The sequence below is a fragment of the Actinomycetota bacterium genome (assembly GCA_030776625.1).
Classification (GTDB): Bacteria; Actinomycetota; CADDZG01; order CADDZG01; family WHSQ01; genus MB1-2.
Window position 1 is genome coordinate 67,512 of the sequence record JALYHL010000002.1, and the last position, 25,775, is coordinate 93,286.

Genomic DNA, 25,775 nt, shown 5'->3' on the forward strand with positions numbered 1-25,775 from the left:
CGCGACAGAGCCCCCTGAAGGCGTTGGGCGCGACCGACGGAGTCGGGCGACGGGGAGTCCTCAGGCGGATGTTGAATGCCGGGGTCGAGGGTCCGCTGGGGCTTCTCGACCGATCGACCGTGCTCATTGCCAGACAAACGCTATGCCTCCCACGGGGCGCGCGAGCGCGCCGATTCTTCCACCCGCACGTATGGAACCAGGAACCTCCATCCTGGTCAATCCGTGACAAATCCCCCCGTCAAGCCGTAGGTTCCCGCGGGCAGTGAGAACGAGAGATCGGCCGCCGTGTGCTCCCCCGGCTCGAGCACGACGTCGATAGGGCCGGAGGTGAGCCTGGAAGAGCGGCCCTCACCGGACACGATGTCCAAGACGAGCCGGCCTCGCACCACCAGGCGCCGGTCCCGAGCGAGGTTGGACAGCGCGACCGTTGCCGTCAGCTGCTCGCCGTTGCTCCGCAAAGAAGCGAGCAGCTCGTCTGCCATCTCGGCCGTGAGGCGCCGACCGGAGGTCTGAGTCGCCACCGCGTCGCCGGTCCACTCGAGCGAGACGGTGTTGTCGCCTGAGCGCGACTGCATCGTCTCGGCGGGCAGCTCCTCGGCTGACACGACCACCGGAACGACCGACGTGACCTCTTCGAAGACAACCTTCGTTGTGGTCGCGGGCTCGGCGGCTCCGGCTTCGTCGGCTGTATCCGTGGCCGAGCCCTGACCTGATCCCTCCGGTCCGCGATTGAGGCGCAGCCCCAGCACCTGGTCTTTGTCCTTCGGCGCCGGGTCGGGGGTCGCTGATGCAGTGGGGGAGGGAGCCGGTGCGTCAGGAGCAATCGCGCTCGGCCTGCCACCGTCCGAAACACAGGCGGCGCCGGTGAGCATCACGGTCGCAAGCACCACGACCAAGCCGCGTCGACGGGAGCGGGAGGTGCGGGAGACCACTAACAACAACGCGCCGATCGTCATCAGACCGACCGCGACCGCGACCAGCCGCCCCGGCGACGCTCCGGTAACCGGCAGCACGCCTCCGAGGGAGCCCGCCACCTCCACGGTCACCGGCACCATCTTCGTCACCGTCCGGTGCTCCACCACAGGAGCCACCTCGCCCCCCGCATCGGTCCGAACGCCGAGGACGTAGCCGAGATAGGTGTTCTGGGTGCTGGTCGCCGCGGAGCGGCCCTCCACCGTCGCGTCGACCACGTTCAGAGCCTCCAGGTCACCCGGCGCGACCGCGCGGCCCGTCCAGGACAGCTGCACCTCTTCGCCGGGGGCTAGGGACTCGAAGATCCACACGATGTCTTCTCTAGTGGGCGACCTCCCGACCTGGATCGCGTCCGCGGCGGCGATCGCGGTGACCCCCACCACATCCAGCTCCGGGGCCACCTCTGTCACGACGGCGACGTCTTCCAGAGCCGTCTCGGCTCGGTTCGCGACCGTGATCGAGAAGGACGAGTTCTCTCCTACCTGCACCAGAAGGGGTGAGCTCTGGCTCAAGCCGAGCCCGGTGGGGTCGGACGGCCTCACCTGAACGAGGAGCTGATGGCGGATGACACGATCGTCGAACGAGACCGCGAACCGCACGGGCTCCTGCTCGCCACTGGGCGAGGAGGCGGCCGCGACGGTGATGGAGGCAGCAGAGCTGGCTCCGGGAGCAAGCGGGCCGAGGTCAAGCGACAGGAGCCGCCCGTCGCTCGATCCGGTGGGGTCGGAGTCCACGAGGTCGAGGTGGGTGGGGAGCTCGACCAGCAGCCCGATGTCGCCGACGCTGTCTGAGCCCGGATTGGACGCCACCACCTCCAGGGTCGAGGTCTCTCCCCGTGACAGCGTTGCCGGCGAGGCGGAGAAGGAGAGATCCACAACGTCGGCGGGGCGGGAGGACGGCTCCCCCCCGGAGGCATCCTCGTCGCTCGGGGGGTCGCCCGAGCCCTCTTCGGCCGCCTCCTGGCTCTGCTGGTGGTCGTCCTTCGGTCTCGCCCGCTGCCGCGGTTGGGCGTCGCCATCCTCGGAGGAGGCCTCGTCATCCGATGTCTCGTCCTGCTCGGACGACCCCTCTTCCTCCGGTGCCTCCTCTTCCTCGGGTGCGTCCTCTTCGGCGTCTTCCCGCCCGTGCGCGGGCGGGTCGTCTCGTCCCTTGCCCGAGCCCGGATCGGCCCACGAGGTACCGATCTGGAGGGCGATCACGAACAGGATCAAGAAGGCGATGATGGCCGAACGGCTGCCTCGATACACAGTCCAACTCCCCACGTAGACGGGTGAATGAGCGCGCGACCGGAACTCGATCTGCAGGCGCCTGTCGGAATATCCGAGAAACGTTTTGCTCCGCTGGTACTGCCCGGGCCCGCTCCGCTAGTCGCGGACACCGGCATTCAGGCTACCGGACACCTGTTACAAGAGTCAACTGTTGAGCATCAATGCCCTGATTTGCGTGCGCCGACCGCCCCTCCGCTGCCCGCTGGCTATCCTCGGCGGGTGGACTTCAAGATCACCCACCACTTCGAGGCAAGCCCGGACGAGGTCGCGGACGCACTGATAGACGAGGACTTCCAGGCGTCTTTGGCCGACGTGGCGTCGCTCTCGGAGCGAGAGGTCATCCTCCAGGAAGAGCGGCGCGACGGGAGCATCCTGCGCCGGATCCGGTGCGTCCTCGACATAGACGTCTCCGGCGCGGCGAAGAAGTTCCTCGGGGGCGCCAAGCCGTCTTGGATCGAGGAGGCCCGGTGGGATCCCGGCGCGAGGCGCTGGACCTGGACGATCCACCCCGAAGTCGCCGCCGAGCTGATGTCCGCCGGCGGGCACATCGATGTCGGAAAGCAGGGCTCGGGCGCCTGCCGGACGGTGTCCGGTAGCGTGAAAGTGAAGGTTCCTCTCTACGGCTCAAAGGTCGAGGGCTGGATCGTTAGCGGGATCGAAGCCGCCTACGACGAGGAGGCCGAGCGGCTCGCGGAGTGGCTGGAGCGCGAAAACCGATCGGCGCGTTCTCCCACTTAACGGGGCTGTAACACCCGCGAAACCCTCGAGAAATCGCCTTTCGCTAGGGTCGCCGCAGCGATCAACACCGGTCGGCTACCCCTGCGAGGAGGCGCGTAAATGGCAGCAAGTCCGTCCGACGTCCTGAAGCTCGGTCAGCAGAGCGGGGCGCAGTTCGTAGATATCCGATTCTCGGACCTCCCAGGTCTGATGCAGCACTTCTCGATGCCTTTCGACGAGCTCGGTGAAGACGCGTTCGAGGAGGGGTTCGGCTTCGACGGCTCCTCGATCCGGGGGTTCCAAGAGATCCAGGAATCGGACATGCTCCTTGTACCCGACGCGGAGACCGCGGTGATGGATCCGTTCCGCCAGCACCCGACGATGATCATCAACGCGTTCGTGAAGGACCCGGTGACCGGCGAGTTCTACACGCGCGACCCCCGTTACATAGCGAAGAAGGCCAGCGACTACATGAACGGGTCCGGGGTCGCCGATCGGGCCTACTTCGGTCCCGAGGCCGAGTTCTACATCTTCGACTCGATCCGCTTCGATCAGAACCAGCACTCCGCGTTCCACTACATCGACGCGGTCGAGGGGGCGTGGAACTCGGGCGCGGAAGAGGGCGGTCGGAACCTGGGCTACAAGCCGCGCTACAAGGAGGGCTACTTCCCCGTCCCTCCCATGGACCACTACCAGGACCTTCGCTCGGAGATGGTGGTCATCCTTCGTCAGCTCGGCATCCCGGTGGAGATCCACCATCACGAGGTGGGGACCGCCGGGCAGAGCGAGATCGACATGGGCTTCGACGACCTCCTGCCGATGGCGGACCGGTTGATGCTCTACAAGTACGTCGTCAAGAACGTGGCGCTGCGGGCGGGCAAGACCGTCACGTTCATGCCGAAGCCGATCTTCCAAGACAACGGCTCCGGCATGCACGTCCACATGTCGTTGTGGAAGGACGGCGAGTCGCTCATGTTCGACGAGCTCGGATACGCGCAGCTCTCGGACACCGCGCGCTGGTACATCGGCGGTCTCCTCGAGCACGCCGGATCGCTGCTCGCGCTATGCGCCCCGACTACGAACTCGTACAAGAGGCTGGTACCGGGCTACGAGGCGCCGGTGAACCTCGTGTACTCGCAGCGGAACCGGTCCGCCGCCGTTCGCATCCCGCTGTACTCGAAGTCGCCGAAGAGCAAGCGCATCGAGTTTCGTTGCCCCGATCCCTCCTGCAACCCGTACCTCGCGTTCCCCGCGTTGCTCATGGCGGGGCTCGACGGGATCCGCAACAAGATCGAGCCGCCGGACCCGATGGACAAGGACCTCTACGAGCTGCCGCCCGAGCAGCTGGCAGAGGTCCCGCAGGTTCCGGGGTCGCTAGATGCCGCGCTCGACGCTCTCGAGAACGACCACGATTACCTGCTCGAGGGCGGCGTGTTCACGCAAGACGTGATCGATCACTGGATCGACTACAAGAGGGTGCGAGAGGTAGACGAGATCAGGCTGCGCCCGCACCCGTGGGAGTTCCACCTGTACTACGACATCTAGCTCTACCGGCTTCACGAAAGAGCCTCGGCTTCGGTCGAGGCTCTTTCTTCGCCGCCAGAACCCTGCTACTTGTTATCCGCCCGCTCGTTGAGGAAGCGGATCAAGCAGGAGGCTGTGTATGCGGAAGCTGGCCGCAGTACTGACGTTCGTTCTGTTGGTGGGAGGCGTCCTCCTAGGGAGCCTCCAGCCTGCGTCATCCCAGGCGTCGGGTGGGAGGACGCTCACCTTCTTCGACCCGAACCGGACGGACTTCGAGAAGAACATCGACGAGGGGCGCGAGGGCTTCAGCCCCGGAGACTGGGGGGTTATCAAGGACCGCTTCTTCGACCCCGACACGTGCGAGAAGGCAGGGACGTTCCTCGGGCGGTTCACCTTCGTAAAGGCGGCGGGACAGAACGACGGGTTCTTCCTGCTCGATGGCGGTGCCCTGCTCTCCGACGGAAAGCTGACCTTCTACTGGCCCGGTCGATTCACGGAATTCGCCAGCCCTGACGCGGCAGGCGCCGGCGGCGCGGTTACGGGCGGAACCGGGCCTTACGCGGGAGCAGGCGGCACGGTGACGGTCCGGGAAGACCAGCAGATGTGTGACAAGAACGGGGCACTCGTCACAATCGAGCTCACTCAGTAGAGCTGGCGCAGTAGAGCTGTAGATCGCCGCAGGGGGGCCCGACCGGAGCCCCCTGCGCGCGCCCGCCGCCCGCGTTCGTTAGGTTGCACACATGGCTAACGTCGCGGCGATCGAAGATGCGGTGCTTCCCGACTCGTTCGGCAACGAGCAGCGGGTGGGCGACCTGTGGAAGGACCAACCCGTCGTGCTCGCCTGGCTCCGCCACTACGGCTGAACTTTCTGCCGCGAGTACGCCGCTCAGTTGAGCGGCCGGTATAGCGAGTTCAGCGCCAAGGGCGCGGAGGTAGCGGGCATCGGCATGGGGATCCCGGAGATGGCCGCGGACTTCCGCGAGAAACAGAACGTCGCGTTCCCCCTGCTCGTAGATCGCACCAAAGAGACGTACCGAGCGCTCGAGATGAAGCGCGGAAACCTGTGGGAGGTCATGGGGCCGCCGAACTGGCCGCGCTACATCAAAGGCATGCTCGCCGGGCACGGCGTCGACAAGCCGAAGCAGGACCCCTTGCAGATGGGTGGGGTGCTGGTGGTCGATCGAGGAGGACGGGTCGTTTACGAGTTCCGCTCCTCCGTAGCGGCGGAGAACCCGCCGGTAGAAGAGGTCCTCGCGGCTCTCCCATGAGACTGCTTCCCGTCCTCCTGCTCGGTGCTGCTTTGCTGACGTTGGTGATGTTGATGGCGGGCGACCGGCGCAAGGGGTTACAGGCGATCGGCAAGATAAGTTTCACCATCGCGGCGATGCTCGTTCTTGTCGCCATCTTCGCGGTGATCGCCGACCAGTAGGTCCTAGTCGTAGATCAGGGACTGCGCTACCTGTCGCGCCCGTCGCGTGACGCGGAGGTAGCGCTCTTCTAGCTCCTGCCGTGGCTGGTTCCGAAAGCCCATCGCGATCCCAAGCGCCTCTAGCTCCTCGGGCTTGGTCGGGAGAGCATCCATCGGCTTGCCGAAGATGAAGAAGAGCCTGTTGCGCAACTTCATGAGGAAGCGGAATGCGTCCTCCAGTCGCCCCGCTTCGTCTGCGCCGATGCGTCCCGCCGCTACCGCGCCCTCCAGCGCGTGCAAAGTCCCGGGGACGCGCAGCGCCTCATGCTCCGAACCGTGCAGCCTCTGCAAGAGCTGCACCGAGAACTCCACGTCCGCGAGGCCGCCGGGACCCATCTTCAGATGACGCCGCGGGTCCGTCCCGCGCGGCACCCGCTCTCGCTCCATACGAGCCTTGAGGTGACGCATCTGCTCGAGCGCGGGAGCGGCCAAACGCTGCGGGAAAGCGAGTTCGCGCGTGGCCGAGATCAACGCGTCAGCGAGCTCCGCGTTACCCGCGAGGAAGCGGGCCTTGATCAGCGCTTGATGCTCCCAAGGCTCCCCCCACCGCTTGTAGTACTCGAGGTACGAGTCCAACGAACGCGAGAGCGGGCCGGACTTCCCCTCCGGTCGAAGCGCTGGATCCACGCGGAACGCCTGCCCCTCCGGCGTCACCTCGCCTATCGCCCGCAACAAACGCTCCGCCGTTTTCTCGCCCTTCTGCGGATCGCCTTCGTGGATGAACATGACGTCGATGTCCGACGAGTAGTTCAGCTCGCGTCCACCGACCTTGCCCATGCCGATCACGGCGAAGGCATCCTCATCTTCGAGTGCGGCATCGAGGCACGCTGCGGCGATCGCGCTCAGCCAGGCGCCTACATCGGCGAGATCACAGACCCCCGCGAGATCGCTCAGTGCGACCTTCAGCGTCTCTCGTCGCTTGAACCTCCTGAGGCCATCTAGGCGCGCCTCCGGTTCCCGCCATCCCAGAGACGACGACGCTTCGTGCAAGAGTTGCTCGGGTTCCTTGGCGCGTCCCGGCCCGCGTGCGTCGGCGATCACCGACAGCTCTTCTGGCACATGGATGAGGACGTCGCCGAGGAAACGGCCGCTGCCGAGCACGTTCGCCAGGAACTCGATCCCCGGCGGGTTGTCTCGCAGAGCGCCGAGAGCGTCGACCCTCCCCTCCAGAGCCTCTCCCAAGCGGAGGAACGCGAACAAGCCCTGATCGGGTTGTGGGGTCGGCGCGAGGAACCGCAACATCGCCGGCGTCAGGACGCGGAAGAGCTTCGCGCGTCGGTCCCTTCCTGCCACCAGGCCGGAGAGGGTGCGGGCGGCCCTCTCGACATCGCGGAACCCCAACACCCGCAGACGCTCCCTGAGAGCTTCCTGCGACAGACGCGTCGCTCCGGTGTCCGCCAGTGACTCCACCATCGGTCGATAGAAGAGCTTCTCGAAGCGCCCCCTCACGTCGGCGAGGACCCGTTCGTGCGCGTGGTCGAAGCGGTCCGCTGCACTTACCTCAGGTGTGTCACGAAACCCGAGGGAGCGGGCGATCCGCCCTCTCTCTTCCACTTGCTGCGGAAGGACGTGCAACTGTCGCTCCTGCCACAGCTGGATCCGGTGCTCCACGTTTCGCAGCCACCGGTAGTCCACCGAGAGACCGGCACCGTCGTCTTCCGCGACGTAGCCGCCCTCGACCAGCGCGTCGATCGCCTCCAGGGTGTTGGGCGACCGCACGGCGGAATCCGACCCGCCATGGACCAGCTGCAGTAGTTGGATCGAGAACTCGATGTCTCGGATCCCGCCGGGCCCCAGCTTCACGTCGTGCTTGGTAGCTCCACTCCGGCGGCCCGTCCGAACGGCATGTTCTTCGACGCGTTCCTTCATCCTCCGGATGCTCTGCACACCCTCGGTCGAGGCCGCGCGCTCGAAGACGTAGGGCCGCGTTACATCTACGAAACTCCCACCGAGCTCGGCGTTACCCGCCGCGGCTCTGGCTTTGATCAGAGCCTGGAACTCCCACGTCTCGGCCCACCGCTTGTAGTACTCGAGATAGCCAGACAAGGAACGCACCAGCGGACCGCTGCGACCCTCCGGGCGGAGATTCATGTCGATGCGGAAGGCCTGCCCCTCGGGCGTCATCGCACCTAGCTCTCGCAACACGGCAGTGGCTGCCGCCGCGATCCCGTTCGGATCTTCGTCGTCGCTCGTCACGAACATCAGGTCGATGTCAGACGAGTAGTTGAGCTCGCGACCTCCCAGCTTCCCCATCGCGATGACGGCGAGCGCCTCTGGTGCTTCCGTGTAGGTGAGTGCGGCTGATAATGCCGCATCGGCTATCGCCGACAGCTGGCGTCCGACCACCATCAGGTCCAGCTCCCCCGCGAGGTCGCGCGCCGCGACCGTTGCGAGACGCCGCCGCTTCTCGAGGCGAAGCTCGGCGGCTCCACCGCGCGCCACCGCATCTGCGAACACCGCTACGTATTCGTCGTCTGCCGGCAGACCAGAGTCATCGGTTAGGAGCTCGAACGCCCGCTCATCGACGGCCACGAACTCCGACAACGATCGGCTTCCACCACGCAGCGCGACGACACGAGGATGATGCTGCTGTTGCTCAGTGAGGTTCACGAGCGCGGACGGTTGTCGCGGCGTGCCGTGGCGTGAGTCCTTTGTGGTGCATCCACAAAGGATGCGCGCGTCTTCTCGGACGCAGCCGATGGACGCACCCGACACCTGCACCTACCGTGGCCACTCGATTGCGCCATGAGCGCAGAGGCGGAGCGAATCACTGCACGCCGGTGATCGGTCCCCGGGATCGCGGGTTGTCTGAGCCCAGACATCCCCCGGGAGAGATCGGAAGACAGAGGACACGTCGGGGTGCCTTCGCGGATGGCGTCCGAACGCGGGCCGCAGTGCGGTTGTCCTCCGACACGGAGGTGGAGATGGGTTTCGGGAAACAACGTCACACGACGGTGAAGCGGGTTGGGACGAGCGCGGTCGGGGCCGTCGTTGCGGCTGCACTGGTCGTGGTTGCACCCGCCGCGCCCGCGGACGCACACACGAGAGACAAGGTCCGTCGCCAGCGGGCGCACGTCCGAGAGCGCGGGAAGAGTCAGATCGGGGCGAACTACTCCTACGGCGGGACCACCCCGAGGGGCTTCGATTGCTCTGGGTACACGCGCTGGACGTTTCAGGAGCACGGCGCGAACCTCCCTCACTCCTCGATCGACCAGTTCGAGCTCGCGAAGCGTCGAGGTTACCGGCGGATCTGGAAGAAGAGCCGGTTGCGGGTCGGCGACCTCGTGTTCCACAAGACCACCAGCGCGCGCGTAGGTCATGCCGGCATATACATCGGGAGGGGCAAGTTCATCTCCTCCACCTCGTCCGACGGGGTCCGCGTGCGGTCGCTCTACGACCCGTATTACTGGGGACCACGCTTCGTGGGTGGAACACGCGTTCCATCGCTGATCAAGAACTAGGGCTAGAGCAGCGGGAGGTACCGGTCGACCTCGTATGGTGAGACGTAAGACTTGTATTGATCCCATTCCGCGCGCTTGTTCCGTAGCAGATACTCGAATACCTCTTCGCCTAGGGTCTCCGCAACGAGGTCCGATCGCTCCATCTCGTGGATCGCTTCGAACAGGTCGTCCGGCAGTTGCGCGATGCCCTTTGCCCGTCGCTCGTTCTCGCTCATCTCGTAGATGTTGTCGGTGGCTTCCGGCGCCAGTTCGTAACCTTCGTCGATCCCTTTGAGACCGGCAGCGAGCATCACCGAGAACGCAAGGTAAGGGTTGCAAGCAGGATCGGGGGAACGAAACTCGATCCGAGTCGACTGGTCCTTCCGCGGCTTGTACATGGGCACGCGGATCAACGCCGAGCGGTTGTGGCGCCCCCAGCAGACATAAACGGGGGCTTCCATGACGGGGTACCCGCGGCCGGTGATGAGCCTCTTGTACGAGTTCACCCACTGATTCGTCACTGCGGTGATCTCGCGCGCGTGCACGAGCAATCCCGCGGTGAACGCCTTCGCGACCTTCGAAAGGTGATACTCGTCGGAGCCGTCATAGAACGCGTTCACGTCGCCCTCGAACAGGGATAGGTGCGTGTGCATCCCGGAGCCCGGGAGGTCCGTCGTCGGCTTCGGCATGAAGGTCGCGTACATCCCGCGGTTGGCCGCCGTCTCCTTCACCACCAACCGATACGTCATGACCGAATCGGCCATCGTGAGGGCATCCGCGTGACGTAGGTCGATCTCGTGTTGCGACGGAGCCACTTCGTGGTGCGAGAACTCGACCGGGATGCCCATGCGCTCGAGGACCGCGATCGTCTCCCGCCGCAGCTCCTGCGTCACGGCGACCGGCGTGAAGTCGAAGTAACCACCCACGTCGATCGGAACCGGATCTTGTGCAGATTTGAAGACGAAGAACTCCATCTCGGGGTGCACATAGAAGGTGAATCCGCGCTCCGCGGCCTTTTCGAGATTCCGTCTCAGCACGTAACGCGGGTCGCCCCAGAACGGCCGTCCGTCGGGCGTATAGATGTCACAGAACATCCTCGCGACACCGCCTTCTTCGTCGCGGCGGTTGGGGATGATCTGGAACGTCCCGGCGTCGGGTCGAGCGAGCATGTCGGATTCCTGAACGCGCGCGAAGCCCTCGATCGCTGATCCGTCGAATCCGATCCCCTCGTCGAACGCCTGCTCTAGCTCCTCCGCGGTGACCGCGAAGGACTTCAGGAACCCGAGCACGTCTGTGAACCACAGCCACACGAGGCGGATCCCCCGCTCTTCTACCGTTCGCAGCACGTAATCCTGCTGTCGTTCCATGACGTCAGACCTTACGTCGTGCAGGTTTCGATCTCGTTACGCCTGGCCGCCGCGGCGGTGCTCCCACTAGGCTCTAGAGGTGATCAGGATCGCGCTCGCGCAGCTGAACCTCCCGGTAGGAGACATCGACGGTAACGCCGCGCGGATCGAGCACGAACTGGCGGAGGCGGAACAAGCTGGAGCACAGGTCGTGGCTTTTCCCGAGCTGGCGATCACCGGTTACCCACCCGAAGACCTCCTCCTGAAGCGGTCGTTCGTAGACGCGAACGTCCGCGCCGCGGAGCGAGTCGCGGCGACGAGCGGACGAGCTCTGGCGATCTTCGGCTTCGTCGACCGCGGGCACGGCTCTCTGTACAACGCCGCGGCGATCTGCCAGGGGGGACGGATCCTCGCCGTCTACAGGAAGCACCTGTTGCCGAACTACGGGGTTTTTGACGAACGTCGCTATTTCGATGAAGGGCGCGGGCATTTCCTCTTCGACACGGGGAAAGGCGTCATCGGAGTGTGCATCTGCGAAGACGCCTGGAGTGAAACCGGCCCGGTCACTCGCCAGGGCGACGCGGGAGCCCAGGTCATCGTCAACATCAACGCCTCGCCGTTCCACAAGGACAAGATCGGATCCCGGTTCGCGCTCCTGCGCGAGCGTGCCGAGAGAGCCAAGGCCGCGATCGCTTACGTCAACATGATCGGCGGGCAAGACGAGTTGGTTTTCGACGGTGGATCACTGGCGGTGGGAGCCGATGGTGCGCTGCTGGCGCGCCTCCCGCAGTTCCGCGAGACCGTCGCTCTGGTCGACGTGCCCCCGGGCGCGGGAGGCGCCAGGAAGCACCCCGCCATAACGCGGATGAGCGTCGAGCTGCCTGAAACGCACGGGGACCTACAGCGCGTAGAGGAACGAGACCCACCGGCGACCGAAGAGGTGTACCGCGCGCTAAAGCTCGCTCTTGCCGATTACGCCTCGAAGAACCGATTCACGAAAGTGGTGATCGGGCTCTCGGGAGGTGTCGACTCGGCCCTCACCGCGGTGATCGCAGCCGACGCGCTCGGACCCGACTCCGTGCTCGGCGTAGCGATGCCGTCTGAGTTCTCGAGCTCCCATTCCGTCGACGACGCGAAAGCGCTCGCGGAGAACCTCGGGATCCAGATGCTTCAGATCCCGATCGCCCGCACCTATCACGCCTACCTCGAGAGCTTGGAGGCGGCGTTCGGGCCGGAGGAGATGGGGCTTGCGGAGGAGAACGTCCAGGCGCGCATACGAGGCAACATCCTGATGGCGATATCGAACCGCTACGGGCACCTATTGCTGGCGACCGGCAACAAGTCCGAGATGGCATGTGGATACGCCACGTTGTACGGCGACATGGCAGGTGGCTTCGCGCTGTTGAAGGACGTGTTCAAGACGGAGGTGTACGACCTCTGCCGCTACCGCAACGGGATCTCGCCGGTGATCCCGGACAACATCCTGATCAAACCGCCGTCCGCCGAGCTTCGGCCCGACCAGAAGGACTCGGACTCGCTCCCGCCGTACGACGTGCTGGATCCGATCCTGGAGGCGTACATCGAGAACGACGCCGGGATCGCCGATATAGAGGCCATGGGATTCGACCGCTCCACGGTCGAGAAGGTGATCGCGCTGGTCGATCGCGCCGAGTACAAGCGCAGGCAGGCGCCGCCGGGGCCGAAGGTCACGACGAAGGCGTTCGGTCGCGACCGGCGGCTCCCGATCAGCAGCCGGTGGCGCGAGGGCGACGTAGCTCCTCTGCCGGCACGCGTCGTCGGCGAAGGCAAAGCGCTAGGAGACTAGAGACATGGCGTGGACGGTCGCACTGATCTCGGATCAGGTCGAAGACGTGCGCGACCTCCTTCCGGCGTTCCCCATCGCGCCGTACCGGCTGATCCACGTTCCGCTGAAGGAGACCGGCGCCCAGGAGCTGGTCACGGTTCATCCGGAGATCATCCTGATCGATGCGACGGGTGATGTCGGGGGGGCCGAGGAGGTGACTCGGCGCCTCGCTCTTGCGTGGGAGATCGGGCTGCCCCCGATCATCGTCATCGTCGACCAGGACGGGGTGTCGCGCTTCCGGTTCGAGGTGGGGGTCGATGACTTCCTCGTCACGACCGCGACCGTTGGCGAGATCTCGGCGCGCTTGGCGCTCGTCTCTCGTAGGAGCGGGCATAGCGACGAAGCGGTCGTTCTGAAGGTGGGCGACCTGACCGTGAACCCCGAGAACTATCAGGTGTACGTGCGGGGGCGGCCTCTAGACCTCACGTACAAAGAGTTCGAGCTCCTCAAGTTCCTCTCGCAACGCCCGGGGCGCGTCTGTGATCGCGACCTGTTGCTGCGTGAGGTGTGGGGCTACGACTACTACGGCGGCACCCGAACCGTCGACGTCCACATCAGAAGGTTGCGCGCGAAGCTGGGCGTCGAACACGAGGCGTTGATCGAAACGATCCGCAACGTCGGATACAGGTTGGTGCCGCGGCCCCGCGAGCGCTGAGACTTGTCGCTGATCGGCGCGGTCCTCGCGTACTTCTTCCTGGACGGAACGCTGCGCGTCGTCGTGATCGTGGCGCTCTTACTCAGCGACGTCTTCGAGATCACGATCTGGCTCCGATGGCGGAAGAAGAAGGCCATGACAGGGCCCGACGGGATGATCGGCAGGAAGGGAACCGCGATCAGCGAGTGCAGGCCGGAAGGTCGCGTCAAGGTCATGGGCCAGATCTGGAACGCGTCATGTCTGACCGGCGCCGAGGCGGGCGACGAGATCGAGGTGACGGGCGTGGACGGTCTAAGGCTTCACGTCGTCCGCAGGTAGCCTGCACCGCAGGGCCCCTAGCTCATCTGGTAGAGCTCCGGACTTTTAATCCGGCGGGCAGGGTTCGAGTCCCTGGGGGCCCACAAACCGGGCCCCCTCGCCACACCCGAGCCCTCTCACCCTGCCGCGGCGTTCCGCCGCTCGTGGCCGCGTTCGAGTCCCTGGGGGCCCACGAACCGGGCCCTCAAGGCGGGGCCCCCACAGGAGAGGCTCCCTTCACTGGTGCCGTTGCCGACCTAGAATCTCTGCCAGATGGAACTGCTGCTCCGATGCCTTTAGGAAGCTCTTCGATGCCATCGCCGGTACGAGGTGGCGCTGAGCGGCGTCCAGCCCAGTACTGGTTCCCCTGTGCCCAGGTCGTCGCGGGAGATGCCGGTGACGGCTCGTAAGCCGGTCGAGAACCGCAGTCATCAACCCAGTGAAGGAACGCGTCATCACTGGCGCCTCCTGGAACGTCGTCGATGGATCTTCTATGCCCCTTTCTTTGCAGTCGGTGTGCTCCGGCTGCTCTCACAAGAAGGCCTCGTGGGCGGCGTGGCGACGTTCGTCTGGGGAAGCCTCATCGTGGGGGCGCTCTACTGGCTCTGGGCGTACCAACCGGGTCGGAAGCTCAAGGAGGGGACGATCTGGAGTGGCCTCGTAGCGCTCCACCTCGACGCCTTCACGAAGAGCCCCTCGCTCCGGGCCGCAGCGCCTCCGCGCGTTCGCGGCGGGGCTTTCTTCGCCGATGGCTGGGTCCACGGTCGCTTGGCGCTGAGCGAGGACGAGGTGTCATGGGTGCCGGTGAAGACATCTCGATGGGGCGGAGCGAAGCCCTGGAGCCTTCCCCTGCAGTCCATCTCGTCGGCGGAGACGGGTGAGATCCCTGGATACCTCGGCGCACCCGGATGGCGAGGCATCTACCAGGCGCTCCAGCTCAATCTCGCAGACGGCGTCCGCTTGCCGATGTATGTCACGGGGGAACGCGACTTGACCGACGCTCTCGTCCGACTCGGCATCCCGTCAACCGCCAGCTAGGCGTGGCGCGGGCGCGCGGTTTCCTCGACGGTTGGAGGACGATCCCCAAAAGGCGATGCATTACGTCTGTGTTCTGCTCGCCGGTGGCCGTTCTCCGGAGCCCAGAGCCGGGACGCGCCCGCCCCCCGCTTGAGTGTGGACGGGGTCGACGTCGCACGACGAAAGAACCCAACGAGGACCCGGCGCGGAGCTCCCGACGCTCCGGTCGTTCAAGCCCCGACCCCTCTGAGTTCGCTAGCTCCTTCTAGGCACCGGCGGGGCGCGGTGGGTGCAGCGTGAAGCGCACAGATGGCTCGACCAGCACAGAGAAAGGTGTGTCCCACTCGTCTCGCGGCAAGAGCCCCAGCTCCTCCCACATATCGAAGCGCCCGCTGATGAGCTGCCCGGACCACGGATCCATGTGCCGATGCTCGATCGGCCCATACGACACTCCTCCGAGCGGGGGCCGCGAGAACCCGTGAAGACGATAGGTAATGAACTCCGAATGCTCGAGGCCCGTGGCGAAAGGAGGCTTCGCTTCCGGAGCGCCGCGTGCCTCCAGCTCGAAGTGGAGCTCTCCCTGCGCGGTCACAGCGCGCGACGAATACGAGGCGTATCCGTCCTCCTGTAGATCTATGTCCACGTCGAACTCCGCTAGATGCGTGTTCGCGGCAACGGCGATCTGCGCGATGAAGGATGCGCGGGTGCTTACGTAGGTGCCGAAGAAGTAGGCCCCCCGGCGACCGCGGTGCGTCACGTAGGTGCGAAAAGTGCTTTGGTCGAAATCATGTGCCGGATAACGCGCTGCGGACCAGTGGATCTGATGGTTGCAGAAGCTGCTCGCGGAGATGAACCCGATCTCGCGCCCGCACTCCGACTCGAATGTCTCGAGGGTGAACCGATCGGGCACCACGCGCCGCAACCGTTCCACCGGTACCGCGTGCGTGATCAACGCGAAATTCTCTACGTCTACCTGCGCGGTGGTGAAGCGATCGAGACCGGACGGGCTCAATTAACGATGAGGTTCAACAGCACGGTACCGATGACCGACGCGAGAACCGAGAACAAGATCATCATCAGGCAGCCCATCCCGCCGCCGAGTGGCCGAATCTCCATGTTCCCGAACCTCATCGAACCCTCCCCGACGAAGCCAGATCAGACGTCCGCCTCCGATCCCTCCAGCTTCTTGCGCGGCGCGAACGATCCACCGGCGAGACCACCGAAGGTTGCCCCTCCCGTAGCGAACGCGATCACGGAGATGACGATCCCCAGGGTTCCTTGGAAGAACAGCACTCCGACGATCGCACCGAGGATGGCACCGACCACGAGGCCGCCGACGAGTCCGGCGAGGCTGCCGCGAGCCTGGGTCTTGGATGCCACAACACCGGGGCCGCCGGTGAGGTGCTCGGCCTCTTCTTCCAGTTCGCGCTGAGCGCGCGATCTCTCATCGTCCATGTCGACTACCTCATTTCCATGAAAGGGTCCGTCAATAGCTAGGTGGATCGCTTGCGGGGAAGGAGTCCTCGGACTGCTCCTGGACCTCGTCTTGGACTTCCTCGTGCTCCGCCTGGTCCTGCTCCTGCGAGCCCGGCTGCGCTTCCTCGTCGCGTGGATCAGACATCACGCCGCTCCTCTCGCCGCGCCGGATACAGGATGCATGGACTGAACGTTACCCACACCGAAACCTCCGCGCACGCTGCGCCGGGCTTCACCGGGTCGGATCACCATCCCGCTTCACGCTCGCCGACCGCAAGACTCGTGGGTTCGGCTGCCGGCTCAACCTGGTAACGGCTTACCCGGCGGTCGACGAGCAAAACTAAGAGCGGCTTATCAGGCGCTCCCGTACCCGTGCGGGTTCGCGCTCTGCCAGCGCCACCCGTCCGCGCAGATCTCGTCGAGCCCGCGCGTCGCTTTCCATCCCAGAAGGTCGAGCGCATAGGTTGGATCGGCATAGACAACCGCGGCGTCTCCCGGCCGTCGACCTACGATCTCGTACGGGATCTCCTTGCCCGTTGCCTTCTCCGCAGCCTGCACCATGTCGAGGACGGAGTAACCACGTCCGGTACCTAGATTCACTGCCACGCACCCTTCTATGTTGCCTAGAGATTCAAGAGCCGCGAGATGACCCTGCGCGAGGTCCACGACGTGGATGTAGTCGCGCACGCCGGTCCCATCGGGCGTCGGGTAGTCGTTCCCGAAGACCTTCAGACGCTCTCGGCGACCGACTGCTACTTGCATGATGAACGGCATCAGGTTGTTCGGGATACCCGATGGGTCCTCGCCCATCCGTCCGCTCGGATGCGCTCCGACCGGATTGAAGTACCGGAGCAGGATGATTCGCCAAGCCTGATCCCCAACCGCGGCAACGTCTCGACAGATCTCTTCTATGAAGAGCTTCGTCCGCCCATACGGATTCGTCGCCCCCAGCCGAGCGTCCTCGGTGATCGGCACCGTCTCCGGCTCCCCGTAAACCGTCGCACTAGAGGAGAAGACCAGGTCCCTCACCCCGTGCCGAGTCATCGAGTCCAACAGGTTCAGGGTCCCGATCAGATTGTTCTGGTAGTAGCGAAGGGGGATCTCCGTCGACTCCCCAACCGCCTTTAGACCGGCGAAATGCACCACCGCGTCGAACCCGCCCTCAGCGAAGATCTCATCCGTCTTCGCCGCATCGACAAGATCTACCTGGTGAAAGGTGAGAGACCTGCCGGTCAGCTCTTGCACGCGCGTAAGCGCCTCTTCGGAACTGTTGTCCAGGCTGTCGATCACCACGAGGTCGTGATCGTTCTCGAGAAGCTCGACACAGGTGTGGCTGCCGATGTATCCGGCGCCGCCGGTCACGAGGATCTTGGACATCTATCCAGCATAGCCACGGCGCGTTCAACCCTGCGGACTCGACGCGCGCCGCGCCTATATAAAGAGGACCGTCCGATCGCGCAGGAAGGTGACCCTGGTGGGTTTCAAGCAGATCGATCCATCCGAGCTGCCGGGCAGAGAGGCGTACCACCTCCTGACCGGCCTGGTCGTACCTCGCCCCATCGGGTGGGTATCCACGTTGTCCGCAGCGGGCGTCCGGAACCTGGCTCCGCACAGCTATTTCAACGCGATCTCGAGCGACCCCTTGATCGTGCACTTCACCTCGACGGGGACGAAGGACTCACTCGTAAACGCCCGTGACACAGGAGAGTTCGTCGTCAACATCGTGAGCCGCGACCTCGTCGAGCAGATGAACCTGACGGCGGCGAACTTCCCGCCCGAGGAAGATGAGTTCTCTTGGGCTGGACTGGACGCAGCGCCTTCGATGACGGTAACGCCCCCGCGCGTGGCCGCCGCGAAGGCCGCGCTCGAGTGCCGCGTCGAGCAGATCGTCCAGCTGGGAAACGGCAGCATGGTCTTCGGACGAGCGCTCTGCGTGGTGATCGACGAAGCGGTGATGAGAGATGGGCGGGTAGACCCAGCGCTGTTGGCACCAGTTGCTCGTCTCGGCGGCTCGACCTACACCGACGCGTCGCGCGGTCTCTTCGACCTGAAGCGCCCAACCTGGGACGAGCTGAAGCTGCAACGAGAACGCTGACGACGAATGGAGGTTCGCGTGGACGACGACGAGCAGCGACCGCAGCCCGAAGAGCAGGACGACACCACCGATGGCGAGAACAAGCGGCCGGATGACACGCTCGCACAGGACAAGACCTGCCCGGAGTGTGGCGCGCCGGTAGACGACGTTCGCGCCAGCTGCATGAACTGCGGGTACGAATACAAAGACGAGGACCACGAGAACATGGAAGCGGGCAACGAGTTCATGTCGGGCAGCCAGATCGACGAGGGAGGCAACGAGCTGCCGGATGAGGAACCACCGGCGACCGCGCCGGCCGACGAGGACACCGAGGACACCGAGGAGTAAGTAGCTCTACGGAACCTTGTTGAAACGAAGCACCGCATCCTGATCGCTCAACGTCAGCCACAGCGAACCCCCGGCCAGGATGAATTCCGCCGGTTCGCCGGGGACCCTGATCGACGCTCCCACGATCTCAGCGCGATCGCGATCGAGCGGGGTAAGCAGGTACCCATCCTCGGTTCGTGACAGGACCCACGCGACCGTCGGATCCGCGACGAAGTCGATGATGTCGCCTTCGATCTGGACCTCGTCCAGAACCTCACCGGTGGTGGGGTCGACCCGCGTCAGGGTGCCATCGGTGCCGGTGAAGTACCAGACCGCGCCCGCTTTGAAGCTGATGTCGCCGGTGTCGCTGGGTGGGACCTGAAGCTGGGGGGCGACCTCCTCGATCGTCTCCGTATCCAGCTGGTAGATCACCCCGTCTGCGTCGAGCACGCGTGCGATTCCGCCCTTGATCGCGATGTCGCGCGGGTTGGGAGAGATATCGACCAGCTGCTGATCTCTCGTCTCGAGATCCACCCGCAGGATCTCCTGACCGGGCACCACCACCCATAGCGCGTCGCTCCCGACCCCGAGCTCGATCTCTTGGACGGCCGAATCGGCGACCCGGATCTCGCTCACGATCGTGCGAGTGGCGTGATCTACCTCGACGACCGTGCCCTCGCTCGGCAGCGCCACCCACACCGGCCCGTTTCCGATCGCTATGTCGCCGGGGCTGGCCGGCAGGTGCACCGTCGCCACCACCTCGTTCGTATCGGGGTCTATCCGGCTGACGGTGCGGGATGCTTCCTCGGACGACCAGACGAAGTTGAGGCCGCCGAGCGATAGATGCCTCGGATCGTCGCCCACATCCACCACGGCCACCGCGGCAGGTGGGATCTCGACGGGCGCGATCTCCGGCGCGTCCGAGATCGGGTCACGACCGACCAGCGACACACCCATGAACACCGCGGCAGCGGTGGCGCCCGCGAGGACGACGTTGCCACCGAAGCCTATGAGCCTCCGGCGCCGGAGGCGGCGGAAAAGCTGCTGCTTGGCCAACTCGCGTCGCGGCGGCTCGGCGACGCGACCTGCGTCTCGGATCTCTGTGAGCGAGTGCTTCAGCCGCCGTTCGAAGTCGTTCATGCGGGTTCCTCGGTGATGACTCCCTCGAGTGCGACCTCCAGCTTGCGCCGCGCCCGCGAGAGCTGCGAGCGAACCGTGCCGACGGAGCAGTCGAGGATGTCCGCGATCTCCTGCTCGGGGAGGTCTTCCGCGTACCGGAGGACGATGCAGGCCCTCTGCCGAACCGGTAGATCCCGGACCGCCGCCCACAGCTCACGCGCTTCCTCATGCACATCTGGGTCCCAGTCGGGAGCTTTCCGCTCCTCGCGCCGGTACGTGATGGCGTTCGATCTCGCCTCGACGGTCTTGCGTCGGATCTTGGAACGACAGAGGTTGACGACGGCGCGCCGCAGGTAGGCGTCGGCGCGGTCGATATCCCTGATCCGGCCCCATCCGGTGAACGTCTTGAGGAAAGCCTCCATCACGATCTCTTCGGCAAGGCTCCGGTCGCCCAAGATCATGTATCCGAGGTCCCGCAGGCGGTCATAGTGCTCGTCGAAGAGCACCGCGATCTGCTCGTCTCGGGCCGACCTGCCTAGGTCCCTCACCGCGACGTGGTTTAACACGGCCATCTCTGTTCCCATGCCTGAACAGACGCACGAGAGGCCGAGACCATTGCCTGGGCGGGGCCGTGATCTGCAGATCCTTCCGAGCGAGGGTGCTGCGCGCTGTCCCGCAGGTCGATCCGAGAGCCCAGGATCGTGGAGGGTCGGCCCGTAGAGCCGCGTTGTTACCCTCTAGGTCGATCTGCGGGCCCCATCGTCTAGCCTGGTCAGGACGCCGCCCTTTCAAGGCGGTAGCACGGGTTCGAATCCCGTTGGGGCCACCCCAGGCGGCGTCCCGGAAGCCGGACGCCGCGCCATGTTCATGGCGGTAGCACGGGTTCGAATCCCGTTGGGGCCACCCCTTATCCCCTCGGCGCCACCCCCAGATCCGCTTCACCCTGTGGCTGTATCTCGTGCGGCAAGGGGAACCACCGCAGGTGCTCGAAGTCCTCGGACAACCCCGGCGGGAGACACCCGTTCCCGTCGCCGGCCTCTGCTTGATCGAAGATGTAGCGCGCGTACTTGAGGTAGTCCGCCAGGACGGATTCCGGTTCCGTCGCGCGCCGCAACTCGAATGTCAGCTCGCCTGCTTCGTACCTCAGATCGCGCAGGCTCATCGGGGGCTCCGCGACCCCGATGCGGTGGGTCCAGGCGCCCGACCGCGGCTCGAAGTCGTACTGCGGCAAGAGCCGCCATCCTTGGGTGGCGACCATGTGGACCGCCTGCAGGATGAAGTCGAACACGGTGTCCGAGATGAAGTAGTTGAAGTTCACCCGGACCCAACCCGGCTTTACGCCCTCGGACCCACAGGCGATCTCGCGCTCGAACTCGTGCGACGTCTCGAGATCTATGCCCAGTAACCGGTGCCCGTAGGGGCCCGCACATGAGCATCCGCCGCGGGCCTGGATGCCGAACAGATCGTTCAGGAGCGCTACGACGAAATTGTGGTGGAGGTGACGAGTCCCGTGGCGGATCACGAAGGAGACGATCGACAGTCGCCGGGCCTCGTGGTTCCCCAACACCTCTATGTTCGGGTTCGCCTCCCACGACGCGATCGCCCGACGGATGAAGCGTTCCTCTCTGCGCTCGATCTCTTCAATGCCGACAGCCTGCTTGAGCTGGAAGACCAGGCCCGCCCTTATCGAGCCGACGATGTCGGGAGTGCCGCCTTCCTCGCGCTGTTCTGGATCCGACAGGTACCTGTGCTCGGACGCGTTGACGTAGGCGACGGTCCCGCCACCCGGAACACTCGGCACCGGGTTGGTCAGCAGGTCCTTGCGCACGATCAATAGCCCCGGGGTCCCCGGCCCGCCGATCGCCTTGTGCGGCGACACGAAGATCGCGTCTTTATAGGCGGGTGTCTCGGCCGCGGATCCCATCGCTATCCCGACATAGGGCGCGGCGGCGGCACAGTCCCAGAACGAGAGAGCGCCGTGCTGGTGTAAGAGGGCCGCGATGCCTTGCGTGTCCGAGACGATCCCCGTGACATTCGACGCGGCCGAGAAACTGCCGATCTTGAGAGGCCGCGACGCATGCGCAACCAGCTCGCGCTCCAGATGTGTCTGATCGATCATCCCGTTGTGGTCCTCGCCGATCACGACGACATCCGCGATCGACTCGCGCCAAGGAAGCTCGTTCGAATGATGTTCGTACGGGCCGATGAAGACGACGGGGCGCTGATCGGGCGGGATCCCTTCAGACAGCTTGAACCGGCGGTCGAGCTCCGCCGGCAGGCGCAGCCCGAGGATGGTGATCAGCCTGTCGATGGCGCCCGTCGACCCGGCGCCCGCGAAGATCACTGCGTGTTCGTCGGACGCTCCGAACGATTCGCGGATCAACTGCCGAGCATCTTCGCGGAACCGCGTCGTCTGCAATCCCGTCCCCGACGTCTCGGTGTGGGTGTTCGCGTAGAGGGGCAGCACCGCGGCGCGGATGAAGTCTTCGATGAACGTCAGTGATCTACCGGAAGCCGTGTAGTCGGCGTAGGTCACGCGCCGCGGGCCGAAGGGGCCGACCAGCACCTCGCTGTCGCCGATCACCGAAGCTCGGATGGTCTGGACCAGATCCTCCGGATGGCTCACCCGGCTAGCGTACGGCGGCCTGGCCCGCGACGACATCCCGCTTCGCTAGAAGGAGACCCGGTGCATACATAGAAGACTCGTGGGTAGGCGTCTTTTGCCCGCTTTGCTCCAGTCGCGGCGAGCGGAGGCAGGGCTCGAGGAAAGGGGACCCTCATGCGGCGCAGCTACCTCGCAGCTGCACTGACTCTCGGCCTGATGACGGCCGCTCTCCCTCTGACCGCTTCGGGTGGAGCGGTCGCCCCAGCCACCGGCGAGCTCCTGACCCTCGGAGGGGCGGGCGCATGGGTCGCCGCCGACGCGCCGGACGACCTGACCCTCCCGGTGTCGGTTCCCGATCCGACCAGCCGCGCGAGGGCGTGGCTGCCAGAGGAGCCGGGCACGAAGAAATGGATCGAGCTCTTCTACGGGCCCTACGAGATCCACCCGGGCTCGGACTTCTCCCGGATCGACCCCGAGATCGCGCAGATGAACGGCTATGCGGTCGGCTTCGAACCGAGCGTCGTCTACGCGGACGGGACCGAAGCGTCGGGTCACGACATCCACATCCACCATGCGCACTGGACCTGGCTCGACCCCGATGCACCGGGTGGTCACCGCTGGTTCTACGGGACCGGCGAGGAGCGGACCCAAGGGAGCCTCGATCCGGCCATGCGAGCAGATCCTCGTTACAAGGACGGGATGCGCTACGGCATCCGCGTCGAGCGCGGCGATCGTCTGGGGTTCATCTCCATGCTGCACAACAAGACGGCGCAGGCCCTGACCGTCTACATCAAGATCCGGATCCAGATGGTGTACGGGACCCACGCTGAGATCGAGCGCGCCAAGGGCTGGGACTTCAAGAACCTCACGCCGGTCCTGTTCGGCTCGACCTTCAACGTTCCGCGCACGGGAGGCGAGTTCGTCTACCCGCTCGACACCACGAAGAAGAACATCGGCCCGCACGGCAACTACGCGAGCCCGGTGGCGTCCTCCGAGGTGGTGCCGGGCGTGGGGCAGGTCTTCACCGTGCCCTGGGACGGGACGATCGTCATCGGCGCCGGCCACTCGCATCCCGGCGCGCGCGAGGTCGTTCTGTCGAACATGGGGACCAAGAAGGATCCCTGCTCCCAAGACGGCGACCGCTTCCCGGGAGTCACGGTCGCGCGGAGCCGGAACATCACGCGCGGAGACGTTTTCCCCTCCGAAGAGTTCCAGATGGGGCTAACCCAGCCGGGGTGGCGCGTGCACGTCCGCAAGGGTGACCGCCTCGTTCTGAACGGCGTATACGACGCCACCAACTACGCATACCCCGACGCGATGAGTTTCTTCGGCATGTACATCGACACGTCGGCGAAACCTTCGAAGGACGAGGTGTGCACGGCCGAGCTCCTGGATGATCCGACGGCGACGCCCGACGAGATCTCGTGGACCATCCCGAACCAGAAATGGCCGGAGCAACACGCGATGCAGACCTGCAAACGGTGCGACCGCCCCGGTCCGCTCCCCAAGCCCGGGCCCGAGACGAACACCGTTCACATCGCGGGGTTCCAGTACCTGCCGGGGAACCTCGGGTACGAGGGAGAGCCGCTCGGGCCCCCGGTGGTGCGCAAAGGCGACACCCTGACGTTCATCAACGACGACTACGCGCTGGGCGCGGTGCGCCACAGCATCACGACGTGCCGCGCGCCGTGCAACGGGGACTACACAGTGAACTACCCGTTCCACGATGGCCGGATCCACTCCGGAGCGCTCGGATACATGTGGGAGGAGACCTACGTCACCGCCCGGCCCGAGCCGTACTGGGAGCTCGACACCGCCAAGCTGGACAAGGCCTACTACACCTACTACTGCCAGCTGCACGCGTGGATGCGCGGTGGCTTCTACGTGAAGTGATGAAGAGGCGCCGAACCGCTTGCATCGCTGCTACGACCGCGCTCGCGGTGGGCCTGGTCGCAGCGCCCGCGCACGCCGCGCCTGCCGTTTCCGGTCCCGCCGGGTTCGTCACCGGCTACGCGACTCCGCTCGTCGTCATGAACGAGGGAGAAGGTGTCACCTTCTCCAACTTCGACATCGCACCGCACGACTTCGTCGCGCTGGACGTGTACCTCTCGAAGCGCGTGGCGCGCAGAACCAAGTGGTGCAGTGCGTTCGAGCACGGGTGCCCCCTCTTCTGGAGCCCCAGGATCGGCGTCGGCCAGTCCACCGAGGTGCTGGGGCTGCAACGCGTCGAAGCGGGAGAGCGCTACAGGTTCTTCTGCACGCTGCATCACAACATGATCGGGACACTGGTCGTGCGCTGATGCCGCACGCGCAGATACGCATCGCCGTCCGTCTGCTGGCCGCCACCGCGCTCGTCGCGGCGGCTGCCGCTCCGGTGAAGGCTCGGCCCGCTGCGTCATCCTCTTCGCTCCCTCTAGTGGAGCCGGGCTTCGTCGTGACCTCGTACGTGGCGACCGGCGGCACGCCGTCGAGCGTCGCGTTCGGCCACGACACGAGAAAAGGTGCAGACGGCGATCGCCTCTACATCGCGGATTACGCCGGGAACCGGGTGTTGGTCGTAGACGATCTCGCGGGCGCCGGCACCGAGCCGGAGGTCTTCGCGGGCGGGTTTCGCGGCCCCCTCGGCGTCCTCTCCGGACCCGACGGAAGCATCTACGTGTCCGACTCGGAGTCGTCTCGTGAGGGCCCTTGGGGATTCCGCCCCTACGGCCGGGTGTGGCGCGTGCGGGACACCGACGGCGACGGCATCGGCGACAAGAGAAACCTCGTCTTGAAGGACCTCCCCAACGGACGGCACAACACCAACGGGATGGCGTGGGGGCCGGACGGGCTGCTCTACGTCACCAATGGGAACTCGACGGACGACGGCGTGGAGGGCGGCGAGTCTGAGGTCATCCCGTGGTCCGGTTCGGTGGTGAGGGTCGACCCGCGGGCGAAGAACCTGTCGGCCGCGAAGCTGGACCCGCGCCGCGCCGTGGTTGCGCACGGGCTCCGCAACATCTACGACGCCGCCTTCTCGCCCGTCGACCCGACCAAGTTGTTCATCCCGATGAACGGCATCGACGATGCGCGCAAGGGCAGCACCGGCGAGAACCCGCTAGACCCGAACCTCGCGGACTCGGACGACCTGCTCTACATGACCGATATCAACGACCGATCAACCGACGACTTCGGATATCCAAGCTGTCTCTACAACGTGGCGAAGAAGGGAAACCTGCGGCCGTACGACAGCCCGAACCCGGTCGTCCGCAAGCGCTTTGGTGGCTGTGACGAGCGCTCGGTCCCGCGGCCGGTCGCGTCGTTCGGGCTCCATACCTCGTCGGATGGCCTCGCCTTCCAGACCAGCGACGAGTGGGGAAAGGATTACGTCAACGACCTCTTCGTCGCGGAGTGGGGCAACATCTTCGGGCCTCCCGCCGGGCACGACGTCGTGCGGGTTCAGCTCGACCGCTCCGGCACGAAGGTGATCTCTCAGGAGGTCTTCCTCTACGCCGACCTACCGCTCGACCTCGCGTTCGACCGCACGGGCGCCATGTATGTCGCGGACTTCTCGGGCACGATCTGGAAGGTGGACCGAGTCCCTTAGCCGGCGCGCCATCTAGCAAG

At 65.3% G+C, this 25,775-nt stretch carries 24 protein-coding genes and 2 tRNA genes; 17 read left to right on the forward strand and 9 right to left on the reverse strand.

Going from position 1 to position 25,775, the window contains the following annotated elements:
• Positions 1-215 precede the first annotated feature (215 nt).
• On the reverse strand, positions 216-2,219 hold the full coding sequence (locus M3N53_04470; GenBank protein ID MDP9067594.1) for a hypothetical protein: 2,004 nt from the start codon (positions 2,217-2,219) through the stop codon (positions 216-218).
• 240 nt (positions 2,220-2,459) lie between these two features.
• Between M3N53_04470 and M3N53_04475 the strand changes: the two genes are divergently transcribed.
• The 5 genes from M3N53_04475 to M3N53_04495 all read left to right on the forward strand — a co-directional run bounded on the left by M3N53_04475 (position 2,460) and on the right by M3N53_04495 (position 5,910).
• Positions 2,460-2,978, forward strand: a complete 519-nt coding sequence (locus tag M3N53_04475; protein MDP9067595.1) for a DUF2505 domain-containing protein — start codon at positions 2,460-2,462, stop codon at positions 2,976-2,978.
• A gap of 99 nt (positions 2,979-3,077) precedes the next feature.
• Positions 3,078-4,502 carry a type I glutamate--ammonia ligase gene (gene glnA / locus M3N53_04480; protein MDP9067596.1) on the forward strand — a complete coding sequence of 475 codons (1,425 nt, stop codon included), beginning with the start codon at positions 3,078-3,080 and terminating at the stop codon, positions 4,500-4,502.
• A 118-nt stretch (positions 4,503-4,620) separates the two neighbouring features.
• The gene (locus M3N53_04485; protein ID MDP9067597.1) at positions 4,621-5,130 is read left to right on the forward strand and encodes a hypothetical protein; all 510 of its coding nucleotides are present in this window, start codon (positions 4,621-4,623) and stop codon (positions 5,128-5,130) included.
• A 241-nt stretch (positions 5,131-5,371) separates the two neighbouring features.
• The gene (locus M3N53_04490; GenBank protein MDP9067598.1) at positions 5,372-5,749 is read left to right on the forward strand and encodes an AhpC/TSA family protein; all 378 of its coding nucleotides are present in this window, start codon (positions 5,372-5,374) and stop codon (positions 5,747-5,749) included.
• Complete coding sequence (locus M3N53_04495) at positions 5,746-5,910, forward strand: hypothetical protein (protein MDP9067599.1); 165 nt, start codon at positions 5,746-5,748, stop codon at positions 5,908-5,910. Before M3N53_04490 ends, M3N53_04495 begins: the two co-directional genes overlap by 4 nt.
• A 3-nt stretch (positions 5,911-5,913) precedes the next feature.
• Here M3N53_04495 and M3N53_04500 read toward each other — a convergent pair whose 3' ends face one another.
• A complete protein-coding gene (locus M3N53_04500) occupies positions 5,914-8,559 on the reverse strand; it encodes a bifunctional [glutamine synthetase] adenylyltransferase/[glutamine synthetase]-adenylyl-L-tyrosine phosphorylase (protein ID MDP9067600.1) in 2,646 nt (881 codons plus the stop codon).
• Between the two features lie 314 nt (positions 8,560-8,873).
• Between M3N53_04500 and M3N53_04505 the strand changes: the two genes are divergently transcribed.
• The gene (locus M3N53_04505; GenBank protein MDP9067601.1) at positions 8,874-9,410 is read left to right on the forward strand and encodes a C40 family peptidase; all 537 of its coding nucleotides are present in this window, start codon (positions 8,874-8,876) and stop codon (positions 9,408-9,410) included.
• A 2-nt stretch (positions 9,411-9,412) separates the two neighbouring features.
• On the opposite strand, the gene M3N53_04510 is transcribed toward M3N53_04505, so the two are convergent.
• Positions 9,413-10,756 carry a glutamine synthetase family protein gene (locus M3N53_04510; GenBank protein ID MDP9067602.1) on the reverse strand — a complete coding sequence of 448 codons (1,344 nt, stop codon included), beginning with the start codon at positions 10,754-10,756 and terminating at the stop codon, positions 9,413-9,415.
• 79 nt (positions 10,757-10,835) lie between these two features.
• Between M3N53_04510 and M3N53_04515 the strand changes: the two genes are divergently transcribed.
• From M3N53_04515 to M3N53_04535, 5 genes are all read left to right on the forward strand, one after another.
• A complete protein-coding gene (locus tag M3N53_04515) occupies positions 10,836-12,560 on the forward strand; it encodes an NAD+ synthase (GenBank protein ID MDP9067603.1) in 1,725 nt (574 codons plus the stop codon).
• Positions 12,561-12,564: 4 nt separating this feature from the next.
• Entirely contained in the window at positions 12,565-13,254 is a 690-nt protein-coding gene (locus tag M3N53_04520) for a response regulator transcription factor (GenBank protein MDP9067604.1), read from the forward strand.
• A gap of 3 nt (positions 13,255-13,257) precedes the next feature.
• On the forward strand, positions 13,258-13,572 hold the full coding sequence (locus M3N53_04525; GenBank protein ID MDP9067605.1) for a hypothetical protein: 315 nt from the start codon (positions 13,258-13,260) through the stop codon (positions 13,570-13,572).
• An 11-nt stretch (positions 13,573-13,583) separates the two neighbouring features.
• Positions 13,584-13,655, forward strand: a tRNA-Lys gene (locus M3N53_04530).
• 292 nt (positions 13,656-13,947) lie between these two features.
• Positions 13,948-14,589 carry a hypothetical protein gene (locus M3N53_04535; protein ID MDP9067606.1) on the forward strand — a complete coding sequence of 214 codons (642 nt, stop codon included), beginning with the start codon at positions 13,948-13,950 and terminating at the stop codon, positions 14,587-14,589.
• Positions 14,590-14,833: 244 nt separating this feature from the next.
• On the opposite strand, the gene M3N53_04540 is transcribed toward M3N53_04535, so the two are convergent.
• The 3 genes from M3N53_04540 to galE all read right to left on the reverse strand — a co-directional run bounded on the left by M3N53_04540 (position 14,834) and on the right by galE (position 17,421).
• Positions 14,834-15,580: a DUF2071 domain-containing protein gene (locus M3N53_04540; protein ID MDP9067607.1), complete on the reverse strand. Its 747-nt coding sequence runs from the start codon at positions 15,578-15,580 to the stop codon at positions 14,834-14,836.
• Positions 15,581-15,723: 143 nt separating this feature from the next.
• Complete coding sequence (locus M3N53_04545) at positions 15,724-16,023, reverse strand: hypothetical protein (GenBank protein ID MDP9067608.1); 300 nt, start codon at positions 16,021-16,023, stop codon at positions 15,724-15,726.
• A 375-nt stretch (positions 16,024-16,398) separates the two neighbouring features.
• Positions 16,399-17,421: a UDP-glucose 4-epimerase GalE gene (galE, locus tag M3N53_04550; protein ID MDP9067609.1), complete on the reverse strand. Its 1,023-nt coding sequence runs from the start codon at positions 17,419-17,421 to the stop codon at positions 16,399-16,401.
• Positions 17,422-17,518: 97 nt separating this feature from the next.
• Here galE and M3N53_04555 point away from each other — a divergent pair, with 97 nt between their 5' ends.
• Both M3N53_04555 and M3N53_04560 read left to right on the forward strand, forming a co-directional pair.
• Positions 17,519-18,139 carry a flavin reductase family protein gene (locus M3N53_04555; protein ID MDP9067610.1) on the forward strand — a complete coding sequence of 207 codons (621 nt, stop codon included), beginning with the start codon at positions 17,519-17,521 and terminating at the stop codon, positions 18,137-18,139.
• A gap of 18 nt (positions 18,140-18,157) precedes the next feature.
• Positions 18,158-18,466: a zinc ribbon domain-containing protein gene (locus M3N53_04560; GenBank protein ID MDP9067611.1), complete on the forward strand. Its 309-nt coding sequence runs from the start codon at positions 18,158-18,160 to the stop codon at positions 18,464-18,466.
• 6 nt (positions 18,467-18,472) lie between these two features.
• On the opposite strand, the gene M3N53_04565 is transcribed toward M3N53_04560, so the two are convergent.
• Positions 18,473-19,585: a hypothetical protein gene (locus M3N53_04565; GenBank protein MDP9067612.1), complete on the reverse strand. Its 1,113-nt coding sequence runs from the start codon at positions 19,583-19,585 to the stop codon at positions 18,473-18,475.
• On the reverse strand, positions 19,582-20,136 hold the full coding sequence (locus tag M3N53_04570; protein ID MDP9067613.1) for a SigE family RNA polymerase sigma factor: 555 nt from the start codon (positions 20,134-20,136) through the stop codon (positions 19,582-19,584). The genes M3N53_04565 and M3N53_04570 overlap by 4 nt, the downstream gene beginning before the upstream one ends.
• 180 nt (positions 20,137-20,316) lie before the next feature.
• Here M3N53_04570 and M3N53_04575 point away from each other — a divergent pair.
• Positions 20,317-20,390, forward strand: a tRNA-Glu gene (locus M3N53_04575).
• A gap of 81 nt (positions 20,391-20,471) precedes the next feature.
• Here the strand turns inward: M3N53_04575 and M3N53_04580 are convergent.
• Entirely contained in the window at positions 20,472-22,226 is a 1,755-nt protein-coding gene (locus tag M3N53_04580; GenBank protein MDP9067614.1) for an aminotransferase class V-fold PLP-dependent enzyme, read from the reverse strand.
• 117 nt (positions 22,227-22,343) lie between these two features.
• Here M3N53_04580 and M3N53_04585 point away from each other — a divergent pair, with 117 nt between their 5' ends.
• From M3N53_04585 to M3N53_04595, 3 genes are read left to right on the forward strand one after another with little or no spacing between them, the layout of a single operon-like run.
• Positions 22,344-24,062, forward strand: coding sequence for a hypothetical protein (locus tag M3N53_04585; GenBank protein MDP9067615.1), 1,719 nt, complete (start codon positions 22,344-22,346; stop codon positions 24,060-24,062).
• Positions 24,062-24,469 (forward strand): hypothetical protein, encoded by a 408-nt coding sequence (locus M3N53_04590; protein MDP9067616.1) that lies wholly within the window; start codon positions 24,062-24,064, stop codon positions 24,467-24,469. The genes M3N53_04585 and M3N53_04590 overlap by 1 nt, the downstream gene beginning before the upstream one ends.
• Positions 24,469-25,755 (forward strand): hypothetical protein, encoded by a 1,287-nt coding sequence (locus M3N53_04595; GenBank protein ID MDP9067617.1) that lies wholly within the window; start codon positions 24,469-24,471, stop codon positions 25,753-25,755. The genes M3N53_04590 and M3N53_04595 overlap by 1 nt, the downstream gene beginning before the upstream one ends.
• Positions 25,756-25,775: the final 20 nt, after the last annotated feature.

Excerpts from the sequence above, each read along its gene's own strand:
- glnA (MDP9067596.1), top strand. The coding sequence starts at position 3,078 with ATGGCAGCAAGTCCGTCCGACGTCCTGAAGCTCGGTCAGCAGAGCGGG.
- M3N53_04485 (MDP9067597.1), top strand. The coding sequence starts at position 4,621 with ATGCGGAAGCTGGCCGCAGTACTGACGTTCGTTCTGTTGGTGGGAGGC.
- M3N53_04495 (MDP9067599.1), top strand. The coding sequence starts at position 5,746 with ATGAGACTGCTTCCCGTCCTCCTGCTCGGTGCTGCTTTGCTGACGTTG.
- M3N53_04505 (MDP9067601.1), top strand. The coding sequence starts at position 8,874 with ATGGGTTTCGGGAAACAACGTCACACGACGGTGAAGCGGGTTGGGACG.
- M3N53_04510 (MDP9067602.1), bottom strand. The coding sequence starts at position 10,756 with ATGGAACGACAGCAGGATTACGTGCTGCGAACGGTAGAAGAGCGGGGG.
- M3N53_04520 (MDP9067604.1), top strand. The coding sequence starts at position 12,565 with ATGGCGTGGACGGTCGCACTGATCTCGGATCAGGTCGAAGACGTGCGC.
- M3N53_04545 (MDP9067608.1), bottom strand. The coding sequence starts at position 16,023 with ATGGACGATGAGAGATCGCGCGCTCAGCGCGAACTGGAAGAAGAGGCC.
- galE (MDP9067609.1), bottom strand. The coding sequence starts at position 17,421 with ATGTCCAAGATCCTCGTGACCGGCGGCGCCGGATACATCGGCAGCCAC.
- M3N53_04565 (MDP9067612.1), bottom strand. The coding sequence starts at position 19,585 with ATGAACGACTTCGAACGGCGGCTGAAGCACTCGCTCACAGAGATCCGA.
- M3N53_04570 (MDP9067613.1), bottom strand. The coding sequence starts at position 20,136 with ATGGCCGTGTTAAACCACGTCGCGGTGAGGGACCTAGGCAGGTCGGCC.
- M3N53_04580 (MDP9067614.1), bottom strand. The coding sequence starts at position 22,226 with ATGTCGTCGCGGGCCAGGCCGCCGTACGCTAGCCGGGTGAGCCATCCG.
- M3N53_04585 (MDP9067615.1), top strand. The coding sequence starts at position 22,344 with ATGCGGCGCAGCTACCTCGCAGCTGCACTGACTCTCGGCCTGATGACG.
- M3N53_04590 (MDP9067616.1), top strand. The coding sequence starts at position 24,062 with ATGAAGAGGCGCCGAACCGCTTGCATCGCTGCTACGACCGCGCTCGCG.
- M3N53_04595 (MDP9067617.1), top strand. The coding sequence starts at position 24,469 with ATGCCGCACGCGCAGATACGCATCGCCGTCCGTCTGCTGGCCGCCACC.